Genomic DNA, 26,565 nt, shown 5'->3' with positions numbered 1-26,565 from the left:
GTTCACCTCCTTGCGTTGAGGACGTCGATGAATGCCTGCCGCTGGATTCGGGTGAGGCGCTTGTAGGCCTTGTCGGACTGCCCTGTCGCCAGGCACCAGGCCGCGAGGCCTTCCGCCTCTACGCGTCGGGCGAGTCGTCTTTTCCCAGCTCGGTGTCGGGCTCGTCGGGGATCGCGTCGTCGGCGTCCTCCTCGTCGCTGAGGAAGCGGTCGGCGAGCTGGGTGCGGGTCAGGCTCATCGCGGTGGCGTACGGGTCGGGGTCGCCGGCGCGGCTGGCGATGACGAAGACCATCGCCCGCATGCCGTCCAGCGACCAGTTGCCGCTGAAGCTCTTTTTGGTCAGTTCGCCGGGGGTGGCGCCGAAGGCCTTCTCGACGGCCATCTCCTCGTAGCCGGTCATCGAGTTGAAGGTGTCCCAGAAGGACACCCGCTCGGTGCTGGCGCTGTCGGTGCTCGTGCTGGTCATGCGAGTCCTCGTCTCCGGATCGATTGGTTGAGGGAGCCCTCCAAGATGCGGAGGGCGCGGGGCTGGAGTGCGCGGTCGGCCTTCTGCATGAACCCGCTGGCGGTGATGCCACGCTTGGCCCAGCCGTAGTTGATGGGGCCGGCGTAGGGCACCGAGACGCGGCCGGCGGCGATGACGGCCTTGGCCTTGGCGCGGTTGCCGCGGATGTCGCGGGACAGGCGTCCCGAGAGCTTGGGGGCGTATCGGGCGGCCATGACCGCACCGAGCCGGGCGACCTCGGACATGGCGTCCTTCGGGTCCTCGACCTCGAGCCCGATGGCGACCAGGTCCCGGATGACGGCGTTGAGGCCATCGACTCGGGTCGTGACGTGCATGCCCCGGCTAGCCACGGCGGACCTCCGTGCGGCAGCGCACCACGCCGCCAGAGAAGAGCTGCCCGTTGAGGGACACCGAGCCGGCCTCGACCGAGGTCGGGACGTAGTCGTCAGAGTCCTCGACGGCATCGACGACGGCCTCCAGGGCCTCGTTCACCGCGCTGGCGACGACGTCGTTGCTGCCCTTCGGAACCGCGACGATGACGTCGAGGTAGAGGTTGCGACCACCGAACGTGGCCCCCTCGAAGTCAACGTACGGCGGCTCAGGGAAGTCGATGACCGCGATCGGCGCCGCCGCCTTCTCGGGCACCTGGGAGGTGACCGTCCAGCCGGGCCGGGCCGCGGCGACCAGGTCACGCAGGTCGTTGCGCGCGGTGTCCCAACTCATGCCGGCACCCGCTCGCTGAGGTCCCGGGCGCCGGCCGGCCGCTCGGCGGCGGCGGGGCGCGGCGGGGAGCCGATGACGATCTGGTCCTTCTTGTGTCCGATGCGCAGGTCGAGGTCGACGGCGATGGGGAAGCCGAGGCTGCGGGCGCGCAGGCAGAAGGTGATGTCCTCGCCGACCGGATGGCCGCCGCCGAGCTCGGTCTCCTGGAACCAGGGGTATGCCTTGGAGTAGCCGCGTTCGCGCATGGCGATCAGGACGCTCTTGTGGATCATCAGGAAGGCTGCGCCGGTGCCGTCGACCTGCAGCAGGCCGGTGTCGCGGTCCAGTCGGCTCGGGCGGTGGGTCATCGGCCCGTCGGGGGTCTCGACAAGCTTGTAGACGACCGGGAAGGGCCCGGTCTGAAAGTCGAGCCCGTAGCAGAGGCCCCCGATGATCGGGCAGGTCTCGGGGTTGGCGTGCTCGAAGAGCTGCTCCAGCGCGTCGCGCTCGAAGGTCATGTCCGAATCGATGAACAGCAACCAGTCCGCCGTGCCCTCGTCGGCCGCCGCGAGGAACTGCTCGGCCACCGAGTTGCGGGCCGCGGCGAGCAGGGCGCCAGAGCGTACGCCGAAGACGCCGGCGAGGTGCCGGGACGTCATAAGGTCGTAGATCGACATCTCGAGCAGGCTCTGGCAGAACTCGTGCTCGACCTGCCCGGGGGACAGGTAGTACGCCAGCGCCCGTCGTGCACTGCCGGCAGGGCCCGAGGCGCTGGTGTTCGGGGTGCGGTTGCTCATGCGCAGAAGAACCTTCCGCTAGTCCAGGGGCCCAGCACGGGGTACGCCGGCTTCAGGGGGTCGCGGCCGATCCGCACCGGGGTGGAGGTGACCTCGCCCATGCCGACGTCGTAGACCTGGTTCAGGACGCCGTTGGGCGCGAGGCTCTGGTTGATTGCCTCGGTGGTCACCAGGAGCACGGCCTTGTCGTAGATCTCGGTCGGGACAGGCAGCGGGTCAGGCACGGCGCCGTCGTCGGGGCCGCCCAGGTACTTGTTGACCTGCTTCTCCGCAACGACGAGCTCGGCGTTGATCTTGGTGTCGGACACGGCCACGGTGGAGGCGTTGAGCTCCTCGCGGACCTGCTCCTTCGTGACGGCCATCAGAACTCCATGCGGATCGGCACGGTTCGGACCTGCGTCAGGGCCTGGCCTCCGGACGCCACAGTTGTGCGACTGACGAGAGTCGTGACCCGAAGCTCCTGGGAGTCGAGCTCGACCGACATCGTGTCGCTCAGGCCTACGCCGGCGAGGTCGACGAGCTCCTGGACGGTGGTGGTCGGTCGGATGGCGGTGCGGCGGACGGTGGCCATCAGGCGCCCAGGCGGACGAGGAGCTGCTCGGGCCCGCGGGCCAGGACGGTGAACTCCGTGCCGGTCTCGTCGATCCACTCGGCCCAGGCCTTGGCCTCATGCCGCTCGGCACCGGGGTAGCTGTGGAACTCGTCGAAGACGATGAGGCAGCCGGGCTCGAGGTGCAGGCCGACGTGCTCGAGGACGGTCTTGGTGGAGGAGTAGAGGTCGCAGTCGATGTGTACGAGCGCGATCGCTGGGTCAACCTCGTCTGGCTCCCAGGAGGGCAGGGTGTCGGCGTAGAGGCCGATGACGAGCTCGGTGCCGGGGATCTCGGGCGGGGAGGCCCGGAACATGCCGGCGGGAAAGCCCTCGCGCCAGTTCTCCGGGAGGCCCTGGAAGGAGTCGAAGCCGAGCACCCGGGAGCCGGCGGGCATGGCAGCGGCGATGGCCTGCAGCGTACGGCCGGTGCTGACGCCGAACTCCAGCGCCAGGCCGGGCTCGTCGCTCGCGCTGATCAGGTTGAGGGCCAGGTCGAGGCATCCTCCGAAGTCGTCGAACACCTGCGGCTCGGTCGGTGCGGTGTCCGGCTCGACGGTCGGCTCGGCGGTCGGCTCGGCCTGGTTGGTGCTCTGCTGGTTACGGGACTTGCTGGCCACGGGCTTCTCCTGTCAGTGCGCGGATCTGGTCGGGGGTGGTGGCGGCTTGGTAGCGCTCCCACCGGTGCTGGTTGGCCTCGGTGGCGGAGCGGTCGGCGTCCGTGAGGTGGTCTCCGGCCCAGCCAGGGAGATGGAAGAGGTGCCAGGCGGGACCGGCGATGTGGCGCCGCGGGCCGCAGCAGATCGAGAAGGCTCGCTCCATGGCGTTGTCGTCGTACCAGTTGCCCTCAAAGGCCTCGTCCCAGCGACCGATGGCAGCGAGTGAGGCCAGCGAGACGACGTTGATGGCGCCCATCGAGGTGGCGTTGCCCATCACGGACTCCGGGACTGCCGCGGCGACGTGGTGCTCGTCGGCGCGTACGCGTGCGGAGTCGGTGTCGGAGAGGTATCGGTACTCGGTGAACGGCACCACGAGGCCGGGCTCGGCGAGGGCTCGGTCGACGGCGCCGGCGACCTGGTCCCAGGGGATGAGCATGTCAGCCTCGGTGTAGACGATCGCCTCGGCGCCGGCGGCTGTCGCGAGCTCGGCGCCGCGGTTGTAGGCGGCGGAACGGTTGAACTGCGCGTCTCCGGTGCGGCCGTCGTCGATCACGTGCAGGGGCCAGGGGGCGCCATCCCACCAGCGGCGTACGGCGTCGAGGTTGGCGGCCCGGCGCGGGTCATGGCCGCGGTCCCTGAACGGGACGACCAGCACCGCGGTGGGTGTGGTCGTCCCGTTCAGGGCGTGCTCGCTCATGGTCAGGCCGTGACCTTCACGGGCTTCGCGAGCGCGGCCCAGCTGTAGTCGAACGTGTTCTTGAACGACTGCGACTTGTTGGCTTCGCCGCCGAAGAAGTCCCCGTCGAACTCGGCCACCGTGCACGTCTGGGCCCGGTGGGGCGCCGTGGTGCTCGCGGTGGTGTTGCCCTGCGGCATGAGGGTCACGTAGACGTCAGTGCCGACGTTGTTCTCCACGAAGGTGAAGAACGCGGCGTTGTCGGCGCCGTCGTCCTGCAGCGCGGAGCCCTGGAAGGACCAGTCCTTGTTGCTGCCGGAGTTGGCGTCCTGGAACGTCAGGGTGTCCGAGTCGGCGTCGGCGGCGTTCCACCGCGCGTTGGTGAGGTATCCGGCGAAGAGCAGGGACGCCGGCGTGCCGCCCGTGATCTTCACGTTGACCTTGCGGCCTCCGATGGCACTCATCGCGACCTCACTTCATCCGCAGCAGGCGCGCTGCGTTGGGGTTGATGAGCTTGGCGCCGTTGTAGCGGTAGCCCCACACGCCCCGCTTGCCGTTGGGCCGCCCGTTCGTGCCGGTGAGGATGGGGATCAGCGCGAGGTTGAACCCGATCCGATCGGCGATCACGTAGGCCCGGCGGATGTTGCCGTAGATCGCCAGGTTGGCGTTCGACGTCGTGGCGAAGTTGGGCATCCCGGAGGCCCGGTGCTTGGCGACACCGAGCAGGGTGCGCGCCTGGTCGTCGGCGAGCGGCGTGGTGTCGCCGACCGTCTCCAGGCCGCGGGTGTTCGTGAAGAACGACCGGGACCCGATCCAGGCGACGTCGTCGGTGTCGAAGCGGTTGGGGAGCGCGTCGAGCACGTTGTACAGGTCGGTGCGCACCAGGGCACCCGTGCCTGCGGTCACCACGTAGGTGGTGGTCGTAGCCGACAGGCCGGTGAGGATGCCCTGCGGCTTGGTGCCACCCGAGGTGAGGGCCGTGCCGTCGCCGGTGATGAACGACGTCGCCTCCTCCTCGTCCAGCGCGTCGGCGATGATCACCGACAGCTCGCTCGAGAGCTCCGACCAGGCGGACTCCAGGGCGATCGAGAAGTCGACGAACACGTCCACGCGGGAGGTGTCGACGACCGGCTGGGCGAACTCGGGGTTGCTGAGAGCGGCCTCGTCGGTCTCGCCCTCGCGGGTGGCGACCGAGCCGGCGGAGGTCAGGCCCTCCCACTTCTTGCCGGTGATCTCCACGACACGGGCGAGCTGGCGCATCGGGTTGGTGGAGCCGGCGGAGGTGAGGATGACCGTCGGGTCGAGCTGGAACGGCACGGCGTAGCCGCCGTCGGGGTCCGAGCCGAGGGTGAGGGCCTGGACCTCCTGCGTGGAGAGCCCGGCCATGGGGTTGGGGTTGAACCGGGCCGCGGCTGCGAAGGCCTTGCCGAAGGCCCGGTTGTAGAGCTCGGAACCCGACCGCAGGATGCGGGTGGCGAGCACGGGCTCGGCGACGTTCTCGTCGCTGCTCTCGCGCTCGAGGAGGGCGGTCACGTGCGCCTGGGCGTCGGCCCGCGTGCTGCCGAGGCCGCCGACTCCGGAGAACTTCGCGATCTCGACGGCTCGCAGCGCGTGCTCGTTGAGCTTCTTGTTCCGCTGCTCGACCGTGCTGGTCTGGTTGCGGATGGCACCGAAGTCGTAGATGTTCTCCGGCTTGATGTGGACGGCCGGGGCCAAGCCGCGGCGGCGCTCGTTGAGCAGCTCCTCGGACTCGTTGGCGGCCGGGTTGAGGGCTGCGGCCTCGAGGACCTGCTTGCGGGCGCGGGCGGCCTTGACCGCCTTGCCGTGCTCGGACTTCTCGGCGAGTAGGGTGTCCCACTCGGTCTGGTCCTCGGTGTTCAGGACGTCGCCGGTGCTGCCGGCGTCGATCTCGGCGAGTCGCGCGTCGATCTCGGTGATCCGAGCCTCGCGCTCCTCGATGCTCATGCTGGGCATGGCGGTCTCCTTCGGGGAGGGTGCGGGTGGTTGGGTCACTTCGGATCGGGGGGCGCCGGTCTCCGCCGTGCCAGACGGAGCCGTTTCCGCCTGGTGCCCTTCCTGCTCCTTGGTGGTGGCCGTGCTGGTGGTGCTGGTCGTGCTGGCGGCGGCCGGCGCGGTGATCCCCTCGGGGGTCCACTGCGCGGCGGTCTTGCCGCGGACCACATCGAGCGCGACGGCGTGCAGCTGTCGCGCGGGCGTGGAGTCGGTGGGGGAGTCGGCCGTGCCGACCCGGTCGGCGAGGCCGGCGTCGACTGCCTCCTGGGCGCCGTACCACTTCTCGCTCTTCATGACCTCGCGCCACTCGGCCAGCTCGGTGCCGGCCTTCTTGGCGTAGATCGAGGCGATGTTGTCGCTGACCCGGTCCAGGTCGGTGGCCAGTGCGCGGGCACCGTCGGCGTCGACCTGGGCGATGACGTGGGCGTCGTGGATCATCAGCTCGGTGTTCTCGCCCATGACCGTCTCGTCGGCGGCGGTGGCGATGAAGCTGGCGGCCGAGGCGGCCAGGCCGTCGACGATCGCGACCACCTTGGCGCTGTGGCCGGCGAAGAGGTTCTTGATGGCGATCGCCTCGAAGACCATCCCCCCGGGGGAGTTGATCCGCAGGTGGATCGTGTCGATGGTCGGCGGCAAGGTGGTGAGCGCCTCGGCGACCTCGGAGGCGGAGATGCCCCAGTAGCCGCCCCAGTCGTCGATGACGTCGTAGAGGTACATCTGGGCGGTGGTGTCTTCGACTGTGACCGCGAGCTCGGCGCGGGGCTGCTTGCCCTCGCCGGGGTTCGGGAGGCGGTCGCGGAAGCGGTACATCTCAGGCATCGCTGCCTCCTTCGGTGGGGGTGGTCGAGCCGGGCTTCTGGAGCTGCACGGAGATCAGCCCGGAGTGCTTGAGGAGGCCGAGGTCGCCGGCCTTGACCGCGGCCACGGCGGATTCGGCGGTGAAGCCGCCGTCGATGAGGCTCTTGATCGTCGTAGCGTCCTTCGAGCGGGCGTCCGCGGCGTCACCGAGGTCCTCGCGCAGGAACGGCACCGATCGGGGGTCGACGACCAGCCGCGCCGGCGGCTCCTTGGAGCGGGTCGCCGGTGGGTCGAGGATGGTCTCGAACGCCATGGCAGCGGCTTCCCACAGGTGCTGGGCCGTGCCGTCGGCGAACCGGCGTTGGGAAGCGCGGTAGTTGCCCTCGTTCAGCGACGATCCGGCCAGTCCCTCGGAGAACCCGACCCACGTCGGCGGTACGCCGGCGGCCGCCGCCAGCCGCGTCTCGCCCTTGGCCTGAGTCGCAGCGAACTCCATCTCTCGGAAGTTCTGCCCGACCGTGACCGGGTCCGCGCCGCCGCCCAGGAACAGCGTCTTGAAGGCGTTGTACCGGCCCTTGTGCTCGTTCTCGAAGAGCTCCTTGAACTTCATGACCTGATCGACGGTCACGGTGGGGTCGAACTTGATCGCGAAGTTCGGCGTCGCGGCGTTGTCGAACAGCTTGCTCTTGTGGACCTCGGACGCCTCGTCGGCCTTGACGCCGGTGAGCACCGGGGTCACCCAGGACATGCCGCGGTAGTTGGCCGTCGGGTCCGGGATCGGCATGTAGTGCGCGACCTCGTGCGGTTCCAGCAGCAAGGTCCGGCCCGCGTCGCCGCTGGGTCGGTAGGCATACCCGAGGACCTCGACGTCCGGGGCCTCCCACGGAGCGTCGGCCTCCTCCTCGGAGCCGAGCAGGACGGTCACCCAGGACGGGCGCAGGCGAACGAGGCGGTCGGGTTCGCCGAGGCGTCGCACACGGCGGATGAAGGCGTTCCCGGCGGAGGTATCGTCGGCCTCCATCCGCGACAGCAGCGCCGGTGTGCGGGCCCCGGGCCACGGCACCTCGAGCACCGAGAGCTCCTGGGAGCCGAACATGTCGCTCGGCGTTCCGTCCTTGGACCGGGTCCACTGGAAGTTGGCCTGGGAGAAGACCTGCATCCGCGCGAGCGACAGCGCGAACACCGGGCCGCTGCGGCGGTAGGCGTCGCCGACCGACGCGACGGCCTCCTCATTGGTGTGGTTACCCCACGACGTCGGCAGGATCTCGCGGTTGGGGTCGTTGAAGACCTCGAGCAGCTCCTCGAGCGAGACGTTCGCGGGCTGGCCGCGCGAACCATTGCGGGTCAGCACGGATTCCCAGAGGCGAGGCACGATCAGCGTCCCTTCGTCGAGCCGCCGCGGGGCCGCTCAGGCTTGTCGGCGCCGGTCGGGAGGAGCGCGATCCCGGCCGCGGCGAGCATCAGGCCCGCGGCGATCAGGCCGGCTGGGACGTTCAGGAGCAGCACACCCGCCGTCACGGCGAGGAAGGCGAGCACCATGAAGGCGACGGCGATGTCGATGTTGAAGCCCAAGACGTCACCCCCACAGCGCGAACGGTTCGACGGTCGGAACGGGCTTCACGGCGCCGTGGAGGGCGAGCGCGGCGGTCTCCAGCGCGCTGATCTCACCCTTGCGGGAGTCCAGGACCCGCCGGTTGTCGAGGACCTGCCACTGCGCGCCGGCGATAGCGGTGTCGAGCTCCTCGTAGCCGCCGTGCTCGACGGCCGCGGTCTCGATCGCGTTGGCGAGGTCGGCATGGGCCTGGGCGCGCTCGTCGGCGTCGACCAGCCGCAGTTCGACGCCAGCCTTGATCAGGTCGTCGATCAGGAAGTTCTTGCCCCGGATCAGGACCGGGCAGCGGCGCTCCTTCTGGATCCGCGCCACGTTGGCCGCGAAGCCCTGGCGGTCGGTTGCCGGCCGCCGGTCGGAGATCGCCAGGTGCGGGTGACCGGAGCCTGCGGGGGGTTCAGTGCCCTCGACGACGGAGCCCAGGGTGAGCACGGTCTGGTCGTTGTCACAGGCGATACCCAGTGCGAGCACGACGGGCGTCCGGGGGACGGGCTTCTTGAGTCCCGGCCAGCCGGGGAAGATCGACTCCTCGAGCCCGGACGCCTCGACGCCGATGCTGAGCCGCTCCTTGAAGTACTCCTCGATCGAGTCCTGTGTTGCCTCTGGGCTGCAGGCCTTGCGGTACTCGTCCTCGAGGAACGTCCACGCGATCGCGGGCGCCGTCGAGCGGCCTGCGCTGGGGTTGGCGAGCTTGATGACCTCGCGGCTGCTGGCGATGCAGCCTTTGACGTCCACGCGGTGGGTGCACTTCGGGCTCTGGCACGCAGTGGGTGCGTAGCGGTGCGTTCCGTCGGGGTTCTGGCCGGCGGGGCGGATCGGGGACCATTCGGCGTAGAGCATCCGCGGCTCGATCCGCAGTGCTCGTGCGGCGGCGCGTCCGCGGGCCATGACTGCGCGCTGCAGCGAGCTGCCGGCGTGCGGGGCTGACGACGCCTCGCCGACCTGGGCGTTCGGCCGGGTGGACAGGGTCGGGATCAGCGAGCCCTCGTGCTTGGCCTCGACGGCGAAGTACTCGTCCATGTCGACGTCGTCTGCGGACATCGACTGGCCGGCCTTGCCCGTACGCGGGCGGAAGACGATGGTGCAGTCGTTGACGAACTCGATCGACTTGGATCCCTTGCCCTCGCTGGTCTTGCGGACCCGCTTGGAGAACTCGGCCGAGCGCTCCATCATCGCCATGAACTCGCCGAATGCCTGGTCGGTGGCCGACTCCTTGTGGGCGGTCCAGATCTGCTGCCTGCGCTTGAGCAGGAGCGCCTTGCCGATCGCCCGCTGGATGAAGAACCCGGTCTTGAGGTTCTGCCGGGCGGCGAGTACGAAGACCTCGAAGGCGGTAAGCCGGCCGCGGGTGTCCATCCCGAAGTTGCCGTCGAGCAGCAGGCGCTGTTCGGGGTTCGGTGCGTAGCCGAACAGCGCGTTGAGGTCGGCCACCTCGTCACCGATCGTCACCGCGTACTCCGGGCAGTGCCAGAACGCCGGCAGCACGAGCTCGTCAGGGGCTGACAGGTCGATCGGGGCACGGTCGTCATCCGGCGAGAGCAGCCGCGGCACCCCGGGCAGGGGGGTCATTGCGCCACCAGCCGCAGCTTCTCGCTGACCCGGTCCGCGATGTCATCGGCCGCGTCCTTGATCCGCGGCGCCGCCTCGACCTTCGCCGCGTCGGCGAGCCGGGAGAGCTCCTTCGAGAGCGTGGCGACCGCGGAGCCCGAGTCACCGCCACGGTCGATCTGCCGAGCAACGCGGATCGCCTGGGCGCCGGAGATCGTGTCGAGCGCCCTGAGCTCGGTCAGCGACTTGCGGACCTGCTCAGCGAGGCTGCCGGTCATGTCCTCGGTGTTCGGGTTGGCCGGCGAGGTCTCGTCGAGCGGCCCGCCCGCGGTGGGCAGCTGGGTGACGGTGCCGCCGGCAGGATCCAACGCCTTCGACTTGGCCGCGGGCGCCTTCGAGGTCCGCCGGCTGACCCGGGTGCGGCACTTGGTGCTGCAGTACTTCGACGTGCGGCGCTGGGCCTCGTACGGCGTGCCGCACTCGTCGCAGGGTCGGGTGGTGGTCGGCATCGTGGCGTCACCTCCCGCGGGGGCAGCCCCGTAGCGCTACGACGCTGCGGCCCGGGGTGGGAAGGAAGACTGCGGCGGTCCGCCGAGGTCGAGCCGAGCCCGTCTCGATCCCCGCCCCCGGGTCTCAGAGCACGAGGCGGCGGGCCCGGCGGGCACGCATCCGGTTGCCGCGGCTCGCAGCCTCGGACAGGTTGCAGGCCAGGTGCGAGGGACCCAGGATCACGGCGCCGCTCGGGTCGTGGCTGATCGAGGCGCGCTCAGTCGGCGCGATCGCGCGGCTCGGCTTGAGACATCGAGGCTCCACGCACGAGAGCCACTGGCCTGCGGCCTGTGCTGATCGGAGCGCCTTGTAGGCGGCGCGGTACTCGGGTGTCCGGTGTTGCGGCTTGGCCATCGGCTCACCGCCTTGGAAATGCAGAACGCCCCGACCGGCGAGGATCGGGGCGCGACTGTCCGCGGCCATGGTTACACCGCAGCGCTACGGAATCAAGTAGGCGCTACCGGAAGGCCTTGATGATCAGCACCAAGACCACGATCCAGGCAACGGCGCCCAGCGCCTGCAGCACCACTACGAGCGCCCCGATCACGCGGTCATCATCCCTTCTCCGGTGTGCGTGGCCACGTCGGCCACGTCGTACAGCTGGCGTCCGAGCTGGTCGAGCCCGTGCTTGCGCACCTTGCCGCGCAGCGCCCAGGCGCGGATGGTGCCCGGCTTCACGCCGAACCGCTGTTGCAGCTGGCTGGCGGTCAGCGCAGCCGCGTGCTCCACGTAGTCGGCATCCACCTTGGATCGGTAGTCGGCCTCGGTCCAGGCGTGGGCCGGGAAGTCGGGGCAGTGCCAGGCGTCGTGCTCGCCGGCGCACGTGGCGCAATCCGGGTCGGCACAGCGCTGGCCGGGTCGGGCCCACGCGTGGCGGGCGTACCGCTTGCGCAGCCGCGGGGCCGGGTGGTCGGGCCCGTGCTCGGCCACGCAAGTCGGGCAGGGTCGGCCGAGGTCGGCCTGGCGCTCGTCGTGGTCCACGGCTTCGAGGTGGCTGAGGCACTCGGCGATCTCGCGGGCGAAGTCCTCGAACTCGTCGCCGTGCGGGAAGCGGCGGTCGAGCACACCGGTCAGACGCGCCGCGGCGCTGGTCACCGTGATCCGCAGGTCGGAGCGGGTGAGCCAACCGGCGTCCTCGAGCGCGAGCTCCCAACGGCCGAGCACCTCGAGCGGGTGGTTCGGGTCACCGGTCCGCACCCGCTGCGGGGGCCACTCACACCAGCCACGCAGCTCGTCGGCCCGGGCCGCCGCGGCGGCCTCGTCGGGGTGGATGGTCGGTCCGATGAGGTTCATCGCCTCGGACTCGATGCCGTCGCTGCGGGCGTCGTAGGGCAGCACGGCGTACCGGGTCACGATCTCCTCGAGATGGCGCCGGGTGCGTCCCACGCAGGCGGCGCACGTGACCAGGCCGGCAGCGTGCCGGACGTGGCTCGGGCACCGGCCGCGCATCGCGCAGTGGTCCTCGTTGCACGGCGCGCCGGCCGGGCTGGTCCAGGCCTCGCCGTCCCAGCTGCAGGTGGGCGTCTTGGTGCTTGCGCGAGTGCTCACGCTGCCTCCTTGGCGTAGAGGTCGCCCCACGTGCGGCCGAAGCGGACGGTGCCGTCGCGGGTCTTCTGGGGTTCGGCGATGATCGGGACGCCTCGCCACTCGAAGCTCATGGCGTTGGTAACCACGGGGGCCACGTCGCGCGCGATATCGACAGGCACGCTGAGCACGACCTCGTCGTGCACGATCGCGCGCAGCATCGGGTAGACCTCGCGGGGGAGCCGGAGCAGGCCTTCCATCATCAGGTCGCGGGCGGCGCCTTGGCCCATGAAGGCGGGGCCTTGGGTGTGGGCGCGCTCGGGGTCGGGGTTCATCTTGCGTCCGAAGCCGTTGTCGAGCAGGAGGCCGGCGGCCGCGGTCGCGCGGACCTCGTCGCGCCACTGGACCAGGCGTGGGAACTGGTAGCGCATGGCGGCGTCGAACTGCTGGGCCACGGTGATGTCGGCTTCGGCCTGGGCGGCGAGCTTGGCCAGGCCCATGCCGTAGTTCCAGCCGTGCCCGATTGCCTTGGCGTGCTCGCGGCGGCTGGGCTCGCCCCAGACTCGCTGAGCCACCTCGGCGTGCAGGTCACGGCCCGGCTCGAACATCGCGCGGTACGCCGGGTCGCCGGACAGCGCGGCCACGGCGCGGGCGTCGACCTGGGCAAGGTCCACCGAGAGCATGACCTCGCCGGGGTCGGCTACGAGGACGTCGCGCTCGTGGTAGCGCTCGCCCTTCTTGCCGATCACGGTGAGTCCCGGCTTGGTGGTCGAGGCGCGGCCGGTGGACTGCTCCATCGAGATCGTGGGGTGCACGCGCCATCCCCGGTCGGTGAGGTGCGTGTGGGTGTCGATCGTGCCGTAGATCGTCCGCGCGCCGGTCACGGTGCTGACGAGCTCGCACAGCCGGGCCGCCTGCGGGTAGCGCCGGGCGAGCGCGGCCATCTCGTCGCCGCCCGTCATCAGCGCGCCGGTCTTCGCCGTGCGCGGCAGCTCGGCGGCACCGAGGGCGAGCAGGGCGCGCTCCAGCGCCTCCTTGCCGGCGGTGGTCGCCAGCGGCGACTTGTAGGCCACGCCCTTCTCGCTGGTCATCGGGATGCCATAGGCCTGCTCAAGCTCGGCCAGCGCGGCGGCCTTGATGCCGGCCACCTCGGCGAGGCGGACGTCGAGCAGGTCGCGGTCGATCGCGAAGCCGTTGAGGGTGATCTGGCCGGCCAGCGCGGCCACGCGGTGCTCGCGGATCAGGTACGGGTCCTGGACGGCGGTCTTGGCGTAGACACCGAGCGACACCAGGACGTCGCGGTAGAGGTACTCGCGGTAGCGCGGGTCGTCGAGTGGGATGCGGTCGTAGCCGCCGAACTCCTTGGCGAGCTTCTTGAGGTCGTGCGCCTTGCCCGCCAGACCCATCCGCTCGGCCAGCCGGTCGAGGTCGTAGCGCTGGTTGCTGCGGGCCCGCGGCGGGTCGATCTGGCGGGCGGCCAAGAGCGTGTCGAAGACGGCGCCTCGCTCGACCATCGCGTGGAAGTCGAGACCGTGGTAGCGAGCCAGTGCAAGCAGGTCGAAGCCGAGGATGTTGTGGCCCGCCAAGGTCCCGCCACCCTCGGCAGCCCGCTCGAGGTACCGGGCCAGCCGGTCGGTCTCGGCGCTCAGACGGATCTCGCCGTCGTGGGTGTAGCCGCCGAGCCGGACGTACCCGCTGTCCTGGCCGGCCGGGCCGTAGGTGCACAGCTCGTCGGCCGAGCCGGTCTCGAGGTCGAAGACCGTCACGCCGGGGGCTGGGGCGTCGGGGATCGCCGGGAGGTCGGCCGTCGGGTCGGCGGACGAACCCGTCACCGGGGTGTTTTCGCAGGTCAGGCCGGGAATGGAGGGCTGAGCGGTGACGGGTTCGGGATCGCTGGGAACTGCGGCCTCATGTGCGTGTGCGGGCGTGCGCATGTACGTAAGACCCCCTGGAAACCCGACAAACCCGACACCCTGAGACGGAAAAGCGGGGCTGACCTGCGAAAACGTGGGTGTCGGGTTTGCCTCAGAACCCGACACCAACCCGACACCTTCGGACCCGAACCCGTCACCCGGCCCGTCGGCCCATGGGCCGCCCCGACGAATGCGCAGTTGGCGCTTCTTGGATCGCTTGCCCGAGATCGAGGGGTACCCGAGTCGGGTCAGCGCCCGTCCCCAGGACGTCTCGGAGGGGATGGAGTCCCGCCGCGTGTTGGCCTGCAGGCAGCTCGTCACGAAGGCGCTGTAGAGCTCGCGGCTCGGCGTGCCCGCCTCCCAAGGCTCGGTCTCGTCGTCCACCCAGGAGCGGATGGGGTCCTGCTCGGCGGCCTCGTTCTCGGCGAGGTAGCGGATCGACTCGGGGGCGCCTTCGGTGAGGCCCGTCGTGGGGTCGGCCAGCCAGGCGCCGGCCTCGATCATCATCTTGGCCAGCACGCCGGAAGCCTCGGCCCTCCACGCGCTCGAGGTGGTGTGCCCGATCGCCGCCCGGGCCACGCGCACGAGCTCGACGTCGCCCCCGCAGGGCACGAGACGGGCCCGGGTCCTGATGGCGGGGTCCGTGAGCACCGGGAGGTCGTTCGTGGTCAGGATCAGCGTGTGGGTCGGGGAGAAGGTGATCGGGTTCTGGTTCATCTGGTTGGCCGTGAGCTCGCCGCCACCGGTCAGCTGCTTGAGCCGCTCGGTGGCGAACTTGCCCTCGCGGGGGCCCTCATCGATGAACGAGAGCCGGCGGCCCTTGAGCGCGAACACGATGGACTGGTGGGCCTTGGCGCCCTCGGAGCCCAGGAGCCGGGGGTCGGCAGCGTGGGCGTACGACCCGAGCACGCTCATCAGCAGGCTGACCACCTGCGTCTTCCCGCGGTCCTTCTCGCCGACCATGATCGGCAGCGCCTTGTCGGCGTACCCGGTCAGCGCGATGGACAGCACGCGCAGCGCCCAGTCCCGGATCTCCGGGTCCGGCCACACGGCCGCCAGGAACGCGTCCCACAGCGGCGTCGGGCGCAGTTCCGGCATCACGGGCGCGGTCTGCAGGTGTGGCGTCGCCGGGTCGATCCGGGCCAGCCAGGACTCCATCGGCACGTCAGCCCGGCACGCGCGCAGGTTCCACGGCAGTCCGCCGGCCCACAGCACCTCCGGGTCGGCGTCGAGGTCGGTGATCTGGACCGTGCACGGGTGCATGCCACCCTCGACCAGCGCGGACATGGTCTTGGCGATCGCTGAGCGTCCGTTGTTCGAGTTGAACCGGGCCCGTCGGGCGGAGCGCTCGTGCTCGTCGCTGCCCTTCTCCGCCGTCGGGTCGCCCAACGGCAGCATGCCGGCCACGAGGGTCACGGCGCGGTTAGTGAGGTCGCCGTGCAGCTCCCACCGGTCCGGCACCCGCAGGAGCCAGCCGCGGGTGTCGTAGGCGTAGCGCAGCAGCGGGTAGGTCCGCTCGAGCACCGACTGCGCGAGCGGCTGGTCGAGGTTGCCCTTCGGGTCGAAGGTGTGGGTGCCGATGACCTCGCGCGGGAAGAACCATCGCGCGGGCTCGATGACCTCGATCAGCTCGCCGTTGGCGTCGTCCGTGGGGGCCGGCGCCGGAACCTCGAAGCCGTCCATGAGCAGGCACGGGTCGCGCGGCACCTGGTGCTCGCCGACCAGCGTCACGGCCTTGCGGGCCGCGGTGGTTAGCATGTCGTGGTACTCGCGGCCCCGGTCCTCGCCGGCCGTCACGCCGGCCCACGCCAGGCGCAGCTCCTCGATGGCGTACGACGCGCCGGTGTGCCCGCTCGCGGCCAGCTGGACGAGCTGGTAGACGCGCTTGGAGAGGGTGTCGTGCCGTGAGCCGGCCTCGGCTGCGGTGAGCTCGTCGAGCGCCGTGAATCGCACGCTGGTGATCTCGGCGCACTCGATGCGGTTGTCGGCGAGCAGCTGGCCTAGTAGGCCGTGCCCGGCGTGGTGGCCGGCGGCGGCCGGGCCCTGCTCGGTGGCGCCCTCGGCCAGCCCGGCCACCCACGCAGCGGGCAGCTCGGCCAGGGCGCTGGGCTGCGGGACCTCTCCAGGCGCCGCGGGGGAGCCGTCGGGGCGGTACCAGGCGTACGGCGTGCCGGCGATGGAGTGCGGCGAGGGCGCGACCACGACGTAGCGGTGGTGGCGCTGGATCACCTCGACGTCCGGCCCGACGGCGTTGAGGTTGGCGGCGTACCGGCCGGCCGGTGCCCGGAACAGCAGGATCCGGCTCGGCTGGCCCGGCCCGCGCGCGGTGCTCGACCAGGTGGGCGGCAGGTCGCCCCAGCGCTCGACGGCGGCCGCGAGGGTCTGGGCGCCATGCTTGCGGACGCCTCCCTTTTCGTACTCGTCGACGTCGATCCCGATGACACACCAGTGGTCGTAGGCAGGGAGCCGCAGCGCGATGCTGTGCGCCGGGTGGGTGCCGGCCCAGGCCACGAGCTGCGCGGCGTCGGTGTCGCGGCCCTCGGCGCCAGTGAAGCCGGTCGGCGGCGGGTGCTTCTTGTCGGCCGGCACCGGGATGACGCAGGGCCAGCCGGCCAGGGCGTACGCCGCGGCGTTGTCGGCGAACACCTGGTGAGTGGTCGGGCTGACGTGCGTGGGGGTGGTCACGCTGCTCCTTCGGGATCGTGCGTTCGGCGGTGGATCGGAGGCGCCTGCTTGCAGCGCTCACCGGCGGAGTGGTGCTTGTGGCCGACGTGCCAGTGGCGATCACCCGGTCGGCGCTCGCCGCGGCTGCAGGGGTATGCCCGCGCGTCGGTGCACTCGGGGTGCAGGAAGGTGTGCAGGGTCGCGGCGTTGCTCGCGAGGTACTCAGACAGGTAGGCGACCTTGCCGGTGTCGCAGCCCTCGCAGCTGGTCATGACGCGGCTCGTGCCCGACGTCCGGCGCAGCTGGGGCAGAGCGCGTTCCCGGCGTGCTTCTTCACGCCGGGCGGCAGCGTGAACGAAGACCAGCGTCGAGACGCCGGAGCGAGCGGGACGCCGCAGTCGTGGCACGGGTCGCCGAACCGGATGTGCGGGGTCTTGGACCAGTCGCGGCCGCAGGCTCGGGCGTTGATGCTCACGAGCACTCCCCGCACACGCCGGACGCCGGCAGCTCGAGGAAGCACGTCGGGCACGCCGGGCGCTGCCGGTCGATCGCCGACGGCGGGCACACCGCGTGCACGAAGCCGCCACCGCCGACGCCCTCGATCTCGGCGCCCGCCCCGAACCGCCCGCCGCACGACACGCAGGTGCCGGCGTACGACGCTGTGAACGTCATGACCGCGCCTCGGTGTCGCTGATGGGCAGCAGCAGGTCGTCGAGCCAGCCCGGAGTGACCGGGAACAGGCGGCCGCGGCGGGTGGCGAGGACGACGGCCCGGTCCATGTAGCCGCGCCAGTCCTCGGGATCGATGCCGAGATCGAGCGCGATCGAGAAGGGGCAGTCGCGCAGGTCGATCCCGCTGTCCTTGCATCGCTGCGAGTGGAGGACGTAGACGGTCTGCTCGGCGGAGGCGGCGCGGCCGAGGTGCTGGTGCGCGTGTCGACGTGCACCGACGATGGTCTCGATCTCAGCCGGGTCGACGAGGTCAGCCACGGCGCTCACCGCCCGCCGCGTCCTCGACCGGCACGTCGACGGTGACGCGGTAGTGCCCATCGGGGACGAGGGCCGTGACTGTGCGGACGATGGCGCCACTGATGCCGTTGATGGTCAGTGCGGCGTTGATCCGAGGGGGCCACTCGACGCGCTCGGTGCCCTCGGGCGCCGGACGGTGGCAAGCACAAGAGCAGGAGCCCTCGAACATGCAGTCGGCGTGGACTCCGCGCGCGCAGTTGCCGCCCACCGGCTCGACCCCCTCGGGGTGGGCCGTGCGGGCGGCGAGGATGCGCTCCACGGCGTACTGCCAACCTCCGCGCTCACGATCGATGAGCCACTGCGCGATCTCTTCCTCGCTCATCTCCCGGTCCCCGTCCGACGACGTGACCCCGGTGGCGGGTCGGTCGGGGCACGCGTCCGACCCGCCGTTGCACTGGGTCTTCCCCGGGCGCACAACGTGCAGGTCGCAGCCGGTGCCGCAAGTGGTCCAGTAGCCGCCGAACCCGTCCTCGATCTCCGTCGCGCCCTCGCTCGTCGTGGTGCCCGGTGCCGAGGGCGGAGGGATCTTGCTGAGGGAACGCTCTCCCTCGGCACCGGGGGTCTTGGGTGTCTCGCTCGCCGTGGCGGGATCGGTCCAGCGCGTCTCAGGCACACGGGGATCGGTCGGGAAGTCGCGGTGTTGGCCGTCGCAGCCGACACCGCGCTCGCAGCGCTGGTGAGGAGGCGCGGGGTTGCGGCTCGTGCACCACTGCGCTTCGTGCTCGCTCGCCGTGGCGGGGGCAGAGGAGGCGAGGAGGTCGCGGCCGATCGGGTGGTACCGGCCGTCCCTCGTCGGCGTGGCGTCCTGGCCGTAGGGGACGGTGTGCTGGCAGCGGTTGAGCAGGCTCCCTGGGCCCCGGTAGTGCGACCAGTCGCCGTCGCCGAAGGAGATGACGAGATCGCCGCAGCTGGCGCAGGTGTCGATGCGAGTCGCGCGCCGGTCCGCGCTGATCACCTGGTCGGACGGCGTGGGCTCGCACTCGGCCAGTAGCGCGCGGAGGTTGTCCACGGGGACGGTGCCAACGATCCTCCAACCGTCGACCAGCGCGGCGAGGGCGGCGTGCAGGCCGGTCATCGCTCGGCCCTCGCGATGGTCACGTTGACGTCGAGGTAGTCCGGCTCGGGCTGTCCGTCGAGGCATGCCACGCATTCGGGGTCGATGTTGTCGCCCTCGGGAGGAACGCAGATGCACTGGATCGGGTCTGCGTTTCGGCAGAGGGTGACGGCGACGCGACCGGGATCGAGGTAGGCGACCTGGATCGCTCGCCATTGGCCGGTCTCCATGTCGCCGAGCACCTCTACGGCGGCAGAGGTCAGGTCGGCGAGGTCGGGGCTGGTGCTCTCGGGCATGGGTCAGATCTCCTTCGTGGTGGTGACGGCCGAGCCGCCGGGGGACGTGGGGTGGTAGCAGCCGGGCCGGTGGTGCGGGCACGTCTCGCCGCAGCACTCGCCCGGTACTCGGTGGCCGACGAAGTGCCAGTGGTCCCGGGCGAGTGGCCCGAGTCCGAGGAGCCATGCGGCTCCGATGAAGCCTCCGAGCCCGAGGGCCACGGCCAGCAGGTCAGCCATCGGACTCGCTCCTCTCGGGGGACGTGGGAGCGGGCAGGACGGCTTCGATCCGCCTGACGACAGAGTGCGAGAGGCGGGCCCCGTCGTCGGCAAGGTTCGCGAGCTCGTCGTCCAGTGCACGGCGCACGGCCGCGACCACGGACTCGGCGGCCCGGCCTCGCGGGCGTCATTCCGTCGCCATGTCGTTGGCGCGCTCCCACGCACGCGCCCAGTGCTCAGCGTTGGCCCGCGCCTCGTCGCGCTCCTTCTCGGCGGCCTCAGCGCGGGCTTCGGCTTGCTCGGCTCGATCACGGAGGCCGAGCATGTAGGCGCGGTCGAACTCACGATTGGTCTTCGCCTCGTCGAGCGCCGCCCGGAGCCGTGCGTTCTCGTCCAGCGCGGCGGGCAGGTCGGTGCGGGCGTGGGCGATGAACTCGGCGTTTGCGGCGGTGTCGGCCCGAAACTCAAAGCCCGCGCGCCCGCCACTGCTACCCGTGCGGACGGCGGTGACGCGCGGCCACGACTCCCACGGGCCCTCGGTCGCGGCGTCGCAGCGGGCTCGTGCCGCCGCCTCGTCCAGCTCGCTCGCGTCGGTCATGCCACACCTCCGAACAGGTCGGGCTCTTGCCGCTGCATCACGACGCGCCCCATGACTCCGGTGCCGGGGTACAGGTCATCGATCTCGTCCTCGGGAGTGAACCCGAGCAGGTTGAGGATCCAGTCGCACACCAGCTCGGGCTTGGCTCCGGTCAGACCCTTCTTGAGCGTGATGTTGCACGCGACCACCGGTGGGTCGATGTCGCCAAGGTCCGCGATCAGGAAGTCCTTGGGCGTGATCGCCTTGCCGCCCTTCTCGGGTACTGGCGGGTTGGCGTTCCGGCCACCCCGGTAGATGACGGGCTCCCAGGCGTAGGCAGGCCGGACGCCCTTCTTGTAGGCGTGGAACGGCTTGACCCACGCGCCTACGCGAACGTCATCCGGGCAGAGCGGCAGAAGGTGTCGGAGGCTCGGGGTGTGGCAGCTGAGCGCCCATCCGTCGGGGTACTCGTCTGCCAGTCGCTCGATGAGCAGCTGGTGCGTGTCGAGGTTGTCCCAGCAGAGACCGTCGGGGTGGTGGTGCTGGTAGAGGCGGCAGCAGCCGAGGTAGGGCGGGTCTGCGTAGGCGAACTTCATCGGTCCCGCTCCTGTCGTGCGGCGCGGAGGGCGGCGTAGAGCAGGGACAGCAGGCAGTTGCACGGGTATTCGCCGTGGTGGCTGTCGCATCCGGCACTGTGATCAAGTGGCCCCGAGTTGTAGACGATCTCCTCGATCTCAGCCAGCGCGCGGTCGGTGTGCTCGCGGACAAGGTCGGCGAGGTGCAACTTGGCGTTCGCGATGCCGAGGCCGATGTACGCCGACCCCTTGCCCTCCTCGGCCACGACGTTGAAGTGCCAGCGGAGGTGGTTCTCGAAACGATCCTCCGCCTCGCTCAGCCGCCCGGTGGCCCCGGAGTCCACGGGCGCGGGGATCGGGGCCGTGGCGGGATCCTGGCGTTTCCGGGCCTCGCTGTTCATCATCACGACACCGCCGGAGCAACCAGCGGCGCCACCTCAACCGACCCGCCGCCGGTGCCGTGCCGCAGTTGCATCTGCCGGGCGTAGTCCCACGCGGCCTCGCGGCTGGGGAACGGCCCGATCGGCGTGCGCTCAGGGTGCGGTTCGACATAGGTCGGCTGGACGCCGTCGATGCTCAGCGAGGTGATGACGAACTGCTGGCCGGCTCCTCGCAGTTCGTCGATCGCGGCCGTGACCTGCCTGGCGGACGTGCCACTGACCAGCCGTCCATCGACGTGGAGACGGACTTCGCCGTCGGGGTGCCGACGCAGGTCGCGGAGCCAGAGGGGCTCGCCCTTGATCCGTCCATCCGCGCGGACGTCGGCGACCGGGGCCATCAGACCGTCGCCGGCGCGCGCCGCCCCGCGGCTGGCCAGGCTGACGACGACCGTACGCAGGCCGGCCATCACGCACCCGCCGGCTCGGCCGACCCAGCAGACGAGGGCGCGACCGGCTGCTCGATCCCCAGCATCGTGCGGATCTGCGAGCGGTTCATGGTGTCGACGTCTGCCCCGGTGTAGCCAAGCCCGCGGGCGTACGCGCGCCACTCCTCGATGGGCTGTGCAGGGCAGGGCCACTCCATCCAGTCGCCGGCCGCGTCGCTGCACTCCCGGCAGAAATCGGGGCCGCTGTCCGTGCTGGTGCGGGTGTGAGTGCCCTCCGCCGCGGGCTCGCCCTCGGGCTCCGGCTCGGCGGCCGGCGAGCGCCATGCCTCGATGGCGGCCTTCACCTCGAGCGAAACCTTGCTGCTCGACTTCTTGACGATGCCCTCGATCTGCTCGACGAGCTCGACTGCTCCGGCGTAGGCGTGCCCCATCTCGGCGTACGTCTCGCGGAGCGTCTGAGCCTCGCTGCGGAAGTCGGCGCACTCGGTGCAGGCAGCCGTCTCCAACACAGCGGGGATCGGCTGCGCGCCGCGCTCAGCCTCCAGGGCGTAGACCCTGCGCTCTAGGGCATCGAGCCGGGCGGCGTTCTGCTCGAACGGCTCGTACGCCTCCTCGTCCGGCTCGCTGCTCAGCAGAAACTCGGCGGGGGTCGGGATGGTGGTCTGCATGGTCATCGGGGTGCCTTTCGGGTCGGACCGTTGAAGAGGTCAGCGAGGACTCGCTGCTGGTGAGGTGTGGATCGATAGCGCGAGTTGATGCCCAAGCCGCGACAACGCGCACCGACGGGCGCCATGCAGTAGGGGCAGGCCACGGCGTTCACAACCGAGGCGGCGACCTCGGGGCTCACCGGGCTGCCCTCCGACTCAGCGGGTCAGGCAGAGCCCCGTCGTGCACGGCTGCGTATAGCGCCAACCTGGCCGCGTCTCTGGCGTGCCGCATCCCCTTGGTCGGCTCCAGCAGCCGGGCGCCGGCCAGCCGGTCGTCAGTGGCCCACGGCTTCACCTGGCTGGCCGAGCGCTCGACGTACCGCACGCCGTGCAGAGCAGCGACGCGCTGCAGTTGGCCGACCAGGTCGCGGGTGAGCGCACCGTCTCGGCCCGAGCGCATCGAAGCCCTGCCGACGACGAACTTCTCGACGGCCAGCACCACGCGCGCCGGGTCGCCGGCCGCCTCGATGGAGTCGCTGACGAGGTGGTCGACGACGGCTGCGGCGATGCCGGCCGAGCACTGGAGGGCATGAGCGGCGGGCGTGCCGCCGTCCACCCGCAGCACAACGATGCCGGGGACCGGGCCGGGGTCGACGCCCAGGTAGATGCGCGTCATGCGGCCAGCACCAGCTCTCCGGTGAGCGCCTCGACCATCATCCCGACGAGGTCACGAGCAGCAGGCGGGGTGACGGCGTTGCCGGCGAGCTTGACCTGGTCCCTCTTGTTGCCGAGCAGGACGTAGGACCGCGAGAAGGCCATGCCGACCTTGATCTCGTGGGGCTCGAGCATCCGGAACAAGCAGTCGTCGATGTCGGGCAGCTCACCAGCCCATTCGGTGAGGGACTGGTTCGTGCCGCCGCGTCCGCCGGCGGTGATGGTGCGGAGGACCTCGTCGACGCCGGTGGACGACCATGCGCCCTCGCCGTTGTGGCGGGTGACCATGGCGTACCGGTCGACCGTGGTCGGGGTGCCCATCGGGTCGGTGGTCGGCACGCCGGCGCGGGCCGAGCCGTAGTACGGGACCAGCAGACCGTGGTGGTTCCCGTGCGCGGCGACGGTGTCGAGCGGGTCGCCGACCGGCTTGGTGGTGTTGTTGGCCCGCATCGGGATGACCAGTGCCTCGGTCTCCCGGGTGGTGCGGGTCCGCATGACCTGGTCGACCGGTGTCGCGTCGTCGTTCCATGTCCCGCCGGCGGGCACCAACAGCCCCGGCGTGGACGAGGCGGTCAGCGTGCGGAGCTCTTCCCCGACCGGTGTGCTCATCTGGCCGGAGTCGTCGCCCCCGCGGGGCGTGTAGGGCCGCATCACGAGCGGCGGGTGGACCAGCGCCTTGCTGGTGTCGTTGGCCGTCAGGGTGGAGATCGGCTCGTCAAGGTCGCGCGTGCGGTACTCGAAGCGCCGCTCGAGCATGAAGGGCAGGTAGGCGAGGCCCTTCGAGTTCGTGGTGTGCTGGGTGGTCAGCGGGTCGCTGACCGGCCACGCGCGCCAGTACGTCCCGCCCCGGGTCGCGGCGTCGTAGGTGTTCCCGGCAGCTTCGAGGTGGATCGGGGACCAGTGCTTGCGGATCCCGGCCTCGATCCGGCGGCGGGTCTTCTCCGCCAGGGGCCGCTTCCGGTCACCGATGCGGGTGCCGGGAAGGGACCAGTCGATGGCGTACGACGCGGGCAGCCACATTGGGTCGACGACCTCGTGACCGCACTCGACGCCAGGGCAGCGGTAGACGTACTGCGCGCGGTACCGGCCCCAGGGGGTCGGCTTCTTCCAGGTCTGGTTCGCGCGGATCCGGCCGTGCATCGAGCAGACCGCGCGGGGGCTGGTCCACTTCTCGAAGTCGGGGCGGCGGTCGCCGCGGCGCCAGAACACGACGTACACCCGGTCGCGGGACTGCGGGGCCGGGAGGCCGGCCTGGTTGGCGTGCATCGAGTTGAGGTAGACGACCTTGTGGTCGTATCCGAGGTCGGTCATCGTGGTGATCCAGCCGCGGTAGCCGACCCACTTCACGACATCGACGACGTTCTCGACGATCACGAACTTGTAGGTGTGGTGCTCGGCGAACCGGACCACGTCCCACATCGTTGCCCGGGACCGCTCGGAGGCCTCGTCGTAGGTCTTGCGGCCCTTGGCCTGGGAGTGGTTGGTGCACTCCGGGGAGGCCCACAGGCCGTCGGTCTTCGGGTACCGGCGGGGGTCGACCTGCGACAGGTCGGCGCAGTCGTGGTCGGTGTCGGGGTGGTTCGTGTTGTGGGTCTCGACCGCCAGGGGCCAGTGGTTGGCTGCCATGGTGACCTTCACCCCGGGGATGGAGTGCGCCCCGGAGCTGGAGCCGCCGGCGCCGCAGAACAGGTCGAGGATCGTGACCTGGTAGCCCGGGACGGTCGGGTCGATCGGCGTGATGCCGAGGTAGTCCAGCCACAGGGCGTCCAGGGCAGACCAGTCGGCGGTCTGGAACGGGGACTGCGCGATTGCGGGGGTCATCAGATTCGCCTCTCGGGGTGGACCTGCTTGTAGTGGGCGCGCACGCCGTCGGCGAGGTCGCCGGTGGTGGTGCGCTGGATCGGGGTGCCGCAGCGCCGCTCCTTGGTCAGGTGGTGCGTGCACGCCGCGAAGCCGGGCGCCGTGACGGTGGCCAACACCCGGACGACACCGACGGGCTGCTCGACGGTGATGTGAGAGCCGACGGCCAGGCCGGCGTGGGTCTCAGCGCTCGTCATCGGTCACTCCTCGGGTCAGGCATCAGCTCGATTCGGAAGGCCGCCATCTCGAAGGCGTCCGCGACGCGCAGGGTCGAGGGGTCGGTGCTGAGCGCGCGCCGCAGCCGGGCGCTGGTCAAGAGGGCCTCGACCGCGCTCCGGCGCATCGCCGTGACGCCGCTGTGGTAGCCGTGCAGCCAGGCCCAGCACGTCGCAGCGATACCGGCCAGAAGCAGGGCAATCTCGGCGCTCATGCCGCACGCTCCTGGTCTGCCATGCGACGGCCGCCCAGCAGCTCGGCCACGATCCGCGGATCTTGCACCAGGTCAGCGAGCTGGCCGGCGCGCTCGCGGAGCACGGCACGTACCCGGGTGTCGATCGTGTTCTTGGCGACGACGTCGATGATCTCGGTGCCGCGCGTTGCGTTCATGTCGCCCTCGCCGCGGTCCTCGGCCTGCAGCGACTCCACCAGCGACCAGGGACGGGCGAGGAAGACGATCGTCCCGGCGCGCGACAGGGTGACGCCCGTGCCGCCGGCACCGGTGGTCGCGCACACCAGGTCGAGCTCGCTGGCCTGGAACGCGGCGATCGTCTTCGTGCGCTCGGCCATCGGCTGTCCGCCGACGATGTAGCCGACCCGGTAGCCGGCCTTCGTGGCCGCGGCGCCGGCGATCTTCACGAGCTGGCTCGACGGCGCGAAGCACACGACGGCGTCACGGCTCTCGGCCGGCACGTCCTCGCCGCACCGCTCGCTGAGGATCTCCAGCAGCGCGTCGACCTTCCAGCTCGGCGCCTTGAGGTGCAGGTGCATGTGCCGCTTCGGCTCGCCGGTCTGCTTGTCGACGTCGGGGCCGTGAGTGATCTCGACGTCGGCCGCCGCGCTGGCCAGCCGGGTGAGGTGGTTGTACTGGGTCTGCACGTCCATGACGGAGATCTCTGACCCGTCGGGCAGCTCGGCGAGCATCTGGCTCTCGAAGTCGTCGTAGACCTTGCGCCAGGCGGCCGGCAGCTCGACTGTGCGGACGCTGTAGACCTTCGGCGGCAGGTCGGCCATGACGTCGGCGCGTGCGACCCGGCGGTGCTGGCCGAGGATCGTGAGCCGGAACTCCGGCTCGGCGGCCGGGTGCAGGCCGAGGATGTCGCCGGAGTAGTCGCCGGGCAGCATCAGGCAGTAGCGGTTCACCCAGCGCTCCTTCGACGGGTAGGCGCCCGGGTCGAGGCACGACAGCACCGGGAAGAGATCGCCGGGGTGATGCGTGATCGGCGTGCCGGACAGCCCGACGAACGCGCCGCCCAGCTCGGCCGTGATCTCGGCCAGGCGGCGCACCGCCTTCGACCGGGCCGCGGTCGGGTTCTTGATGTAGTGGCACTCGTCGACCACCAGCGCCGCGGCGCGCAGGTCCACCAGCGGGCGCAGCGACTTCCGACCGTTGCCGGTGACGACCCCAGCGTCCATACGGGCGGTGTCGTACGACGTCACGTAGACGTCCGCGCTCCCGAGCAGGTCACGCCTCTTCGGGCCGCGCCAGGCCACGGTTGTCAGGTGTGGGGCCCAGGTCTGCCAGGCCTCGACCCAGGGGTCGACGACCGACGCCGGCGAGACGACGAGCACGGGGCCGTCAGCGTGCCGAGAGGCGGCCCACTCGATCAGGCCGAGGATCGTCGTCATCGTCTTGCCGGTGCGCGGCTCGTCGAAGATCAGCGCCCGGCCGGTGCGGGCGATCTCCAGCGCGCCGGCGACCTGGTAGGGCCGTGGCGTCAGGCCCTCGGGCGGGACGTACGCCAGCCGGTCGCCGAGTGCGCCGGCCCGGGCGACCTGCTGCTCGCGGATCCACGCCGTGAGCCGCGGTCCCGGCGCCCAGGCGGAGCCGAACGTCGCGGCGAGCTGGACGACGGCGCTCCAGCTGACGGGCGCGACGAGGCCTCCCGGCGGCTGGGACTTGGAGAAGAGCGGAGTGAGGAGCTCGAGGTGCTTGGCCGCCACAGCCACCTCGTGGTCGGGACCGGCAGCGATCAGGAACATCTCCCGATCGCTGCCGGCGACCAGCTCAGCGTGGATGCCGAGCAA

33 protein-coding genes are annotated in these 26,565 nt (G+C 70.8%); all 33 read right to left on the bottom strand.

Going from position 1 to position 26,565, the window contains the following annotated elements:
* Window positions 1-118 precede the first annotated feature (118 nt).
* On the bottom strand, window positions 119-466 hold the full coding sequence (locus RB608_RS11985) for a hypothetical protein (protein ID WP_308088146.1): 348 nt from the start codon (window positions 464-466) through the stop codon (window positions 119-121).
* Window positions 463-855: a hypothetical protein gene (locus tag RB608_RS11980; protein WP_308088145.1), complete on the bottom strand. Its 393-nt coding sequence runs from the start codon at window positions 853-855 to the stop codon at window positions 463-465. The genes RB608_RS11985 and RB608_RS11980 overlap by 4 nt, the downstream gene beginning before the upstream one ends.
* Window positions 848-1,228, bottom strand: a complete 381-nt coding sequence (locus tag RB608_RS11975) for a hypothetical protein (protein WP_308088144.1) — start codon at window positions 1,226-1,228, stop codon at window positions 848-850. Before RB608_RS11975 ends, RB608_RS11980 begins: the two co-directional genes overlap by 8 nt.
* Window positions 1,225-2,004 (bottom strand): hypothetical protein, encoded by a 780-nt coding sequence (locus RB608_RS11970; protein ID WP_308088143.1) that lies wholly within the window; start codon window positions 2,002-2,004, stop codon window positions 1,225-1,227. The genes RB608_RS11975 and RB608_RS11970 overlap by 4 nt, the downstream gene beginning before the upstream one ends.
* A complete protein-coding gene (locus RB608_RS11965; protein WP_308088142.1) occupies window positions 2,001-2,366 on the bottom strand; it encodes a hypothetical protein in 366 nt (121 codons plus the stop codon). Before RB608_RS11965 ends, RB608_RS11970 begins: the two co-directional genes overlap by 4 nt.
* Window positions 2,366-2,575, bottom strand: a complete 210-nt coding sequence (locus RB608_RS11960; protein WP_308088141.1) for a hypothetical protein — start codon at window positions 2,573-2,575, stop codon at window positions 2,366-2,368. The genes RB608_RS11965 and RB608_RS11960 overlap by 1 nt, the downstream gene beginning before the upstream one ends.
* The gene (locus RB608_RS11955) at window positions 2,575-3,213 is read right to left on the bottom strand and encodes a class I SAM-dependent methyltransferase (protein ID WP_308088140.1); all 639 of its coding nucleotides are present in this window, start codon (window positions 3,211-3,213) and stop codon (window positions 2,575-2,577) included. Before RB608_RS11955 ends, RB608_RS11960 begins: the two co-directional genes overlap by 1 nt.
* Window positions 3,194-3,949 (bottom strand): hypothetical protein, encoded by a 756-nt coding sequence (locus RB608_RS11950; RefSeq protein WP_308088139.1) that lies wholly within the window; start codon window positions 3,947-3,949, stop codon window positions 3,194-3,196. Before RB608_RS11950 ends, RB608_RS11955 begins: the two co-directional genes overlap by 20 nt.
* A gap of 2 nt (window positions 3,950-3,951) precedes the next feature.
* Entirely contained in the window at window positions 3,952-4,392 is a 441-nt protein-coding gene (locus tag RB608_RS11945) for a hypothetical protein (RefSeq protein WP_308088138.1), read from the bottom strand.
* Between the two features lie 7 nt (window positions 4,393-4,399).
* Window positions 4,400-6,760 carry a head maturation protease, ClpP-related gene (locus tag RB608_RS11940; RefSeq protein ID WP_308088137.1) on the bottom strand — a complete coding sequence of 787 codons (2,361 nt, stop codon included), beginning with the start codon at window positions 6,758-6,760 and terminating at the stop codon, window positions 4,400-4,402.
* The gene (locus RB608_RS11935) at window positions 6,753-8,111 is read right to left on the bottom strand and encodes a phage portal protein (protein ID WP_308088136.1); all 1,359 of its coding nucleotides are present in this window, start codon (window positions 8,109-8,111) and stop codon (window positions 6,753-6,755) included. Before RB608_RS11935 ends, RB608_RS11940 begins: the two co-directional genes overlap by 8 nt.
* Before the next feature lie 2 nt (window positions 8,112-8,113).
* Window positions 8,114-8,311 (bottom strand): hypothetical protein, encoded by a 198-nt coding sequence (locus RB608_RS11930; protein ID WP_308088135.1) that lies wholly within the window; start codon window positions 8,309-8,311, stop codon window positions 8,114-8,116.
* Window positions 8,312-8,315: 4 nt separating this feature from the next.
* Window positions 8,316-9,917, bottom strand: a complete 1,602-nt coding sequence (locus RB608_RS11925; RefSeq protein ID WP_308088134.1) for a hypothetical protein — start codon at window positions 9,915-9,917, stop codon at window positions 8,316-8,318.
* Window positions 9,914-10,405 carry a hypothetical protein gene (locus tag RB608_RS11920; protein ID WP_308088133.1) on the bottom strand — a complete coding sequence of 164 codons (492 nt, stop codon included), beginning with the start codon at window positions 10,403-10,405 and terminating at the stop codon, window positions 9,914-9,916. The genes RB608_RS11925 and RB608_RS11920 overlap by 4 nt, the downstream gene beginning before the upstream one ends.
* A 124-nt stretch (window positions 10,406-10,529) precedes the next feature.
* Window positions 10,530-10,799 carry a hypothetical protein gene (locus RB608_RS11915; RefSeq protein WP_308088132.1) on the bottom strand — a complete coding sequence of 90 codons (270 nt, stop codon included), beginning with the start codon at window positions 10,797-10,799 and terminating at the stop codon, window positions 10,530-10,532.
* Window positions 10,800-10,988: 189 nt separating this feature from the next.
* The gene (locus tag RB608_RS11910; protein ID WP_308088131.1) at window positions 10,989-11,993 is read right to left on the bottom strand and encodes a hypothetical protein; all 1,005 of its coding nucleotides are present in this window, start codon (window positions 11,991-11,993) and stop codon (window positions 10,989-10,991) included.
* Window positions 11,990-16,567, bottom strand: coding sequence for a DNA polymerase (locus RB608_RS11905; protein WP_308088130.1), 4,578 nt, complete (start codon window positions 16,565-16,567; stop codon window positions 11,990-11,992). Before RB608_RS11905 ends, RB608_RS11910 begins: the two co-directional genes overlap by 4 nt.
* On the bottom strand, window positions 16,564-16,818 hold the full coding sequence (locus RB608_RS11900; RefSeq protein ID WP_308088129.1) for a hypothetical protein: 255 nt from the start codon (window positions 16,816-16,818) through the stop codon (window positions 16,564-16,566). Before RB608_RS11900 ends, RB608_RS11905 begins: the two co-directional genes overlap by 4 nt.
* Window positions 16,819-17,017: 199 nt before the next feature.
* Complete coding sequence (locus RB608_RS11895) at window positions 17,018-17,218, bottom strand: hypothetical protein (protein ID WP_308088128.1); 201 nt, start codon at window positions 17,216-17,218, stop codon at window positions 17,018-17,020.
* Window positions 17,215-17,535, bottom strand: coding sequence for a hypothetical protein (locus RB608_RS11890; protein WP_308088127.1), 321 nt, complete (start codon window positions 17,533-17,535; stop codon window positions 17,215-17,217). The genes RB608_RS11895 and RB608_RS11890 overlap by 4 nt, the downstream gene beginning before the upstream one ends.
* Window positions 17,528-18,649, bottom strand: coding sequence for a hypothetical protein (locus tag RB608_RS11885; protein WP_308088126.1), 1,122 nt, complete (start codon window positions 18,647-18,649; stop codon window positions 17,528-17,530). The genes RB608_RS11890 and RB608_RS11885 overlap by 8 nt, the downstream gene beginning before the upstream one ends.
* The gene (locus RB608_RS11880) at window positions 18,646-18,924 is read right to left on the bottom strand and encodes a hypothetical protein (protein WP_308088125.1); all 279 of its coding nucleotides are present in this window, start codon (window positions 18,922-18,924) and stop codon (window positions 18,646-18,648) included. The genes RB608_RS11885 and RB608_RS11880 overlap by 4 nt, the downstream gene beginning before the upstream one ends.
* Before the next feature lie 3 nt (window positions 18,925-18,927).
* Window positions 18,928-19,143: a hypothetical protein gene (locus tag RB608_RS11875; RefSeq protein ID WP_308088124.1), complete on the bottom strand. Its 216-nt coding sequence runs from the start codon at window positions 19,141-19,143 to the stop codon at window positions 18,928-18,930.
* 166 nt (window positions 19,144-19,309) lie between these two features.
* On the bottom strand, window positions 19,310-19,720 hold the full coding sequence (locus RB608_RS11870) for a hypothetical protein (protein WP_308088123.1): 411 nt from the start codon (window positions 19,718-19,720) through the stop codon (window positions 19,310-19,312).
* Window positions 19,717-20,295, bottom strand: a complete 579-nt coding sequence (locus tag RB608_RS11865) for a hypothetical protein (protein ID WP_308088122.1) — start codon at window positions 20,293-20,295, stop codon at window positions 19,717-19,719. The genes RB608_RS11870 and RB608_RS11865 overlap by 4 nt, the downstream gene beginning before the upstream one ends.
* Window positions 20,292-20,678 carry a hypothetical protein gene (locus tag RB608_RS11860; RefSeq protein ID WP_308088121.1) on the bottom strand — a complete coding sequence of 129 codons (387 nt, stop codon included), beginning with the start codon at window positions 20,676-20,678 and terminating at the stop codon, window positions 20,292-20,294. The genes RB608_RS11865 and RB608_RS11860 overlap by 4 nt, the downstream gene beginning before the upstream one ends.
* Window positions 20,678-21,124, bottom strand: coding sequence for a hypothetical protein (locus RB608_RS11855; protein WP_308088119.1), 447 nt, complete (start codon window positions 21,122-21,124; stop codon window positions 20,678-20,680). Before RB608_RS11855 ends, RB608_RS11860 begins: the two co-directional genes overlap by 1 nt.
* Window positions 21,121-21,774, bottom strand: coding sequence for a hypothetical protein (locus RB608_RS11850; RefSeq protein WP_308088118.1), 654 nt, complete (start codon window positions 21,772-21,774; stop codon window positions 21,121-21,123). The genes RB608_RS11855 and RB608_RS11850 overlap by 4 nt, the downstream gene beginning before the upstream one ends.
* Before the next feature lie 169 nt (window positions 21,775-21,943).
* Complete coding sequence (locus RB608_RS11845; protein WP_308088117.1) at window positions 21,944-22,423, bottom strand: hypothetical protein; 480 nt, start codon at window positions 22,421-22,423, stop codon at window positions 21,944-21,946.
* A complete protein-coding gene (locus RB608_RS11840; RefSeq protein WP_308088115.1) occupies window positions 22,420-24,282 on the bottom strand; it encodes a DNA cytosine methyltransferase in 1,863 nt (620 codons plus the stop codon). Before RB608_RS11840 ends, RB608_RS11845 begins: the two co-directional genes overlap by 4 nt.
* A complete protein-coding gene (locus RB608_RS11835; RefSeq protein WP_308088113.1) occupies window positions 24,282-24,518 on the bottom strand; it encodes a hypothetical protein in 237 nt (78 codons plus the stop codon). The genes RB608_RS11840 and RB608_RS11835 overlap by 1 nt, the downstream gene beginning before the upstream one ends.
* The gene (locus RB608_RS11830) at window positions 24,515-24,751 is read right to left on the bottom strand and encodes a hypothetical protein (RefSeq protein WP_308088112.1); all 237 of its coding nucleotides are present in this window, start codon (window positions 24,749-24,751) and stop codon (window positions 24,515-24,517) included. The genes RB608_RS11835 and RB608_RS11830 overlap by 4 nt, the downstream gene beginning before the upstream one ends.
* The gene (locus tag RB608_RS11825) at window positions 24,748-26,565 is read right to left on the bottom strand and encodes a DEAD/DEAH box helicase (RefSeq protein WP_308088111.1); all 1,818 of its coding nucleotides are present in this window, start codon (window positions 26,563-26,565) and stop codon (window positions 24,748-24,750) included. Before RB608_RS11825 ends, RB608_RS11830 begins: the two co-directional genes overlap by 4 nt.

The sequence above is a fragment of the Nocardioides sp. LHD-245 genome (genome assembly GCF_030929495.1).
Lineage (GTDB): Bacteria > Actinomycetota > Actinomycetes > Propionibacteriales > Nocardioidaceae > Nocardioides.
This window is presented reverse-complemented; position numbering and strand designations above follow the sequence as displayed.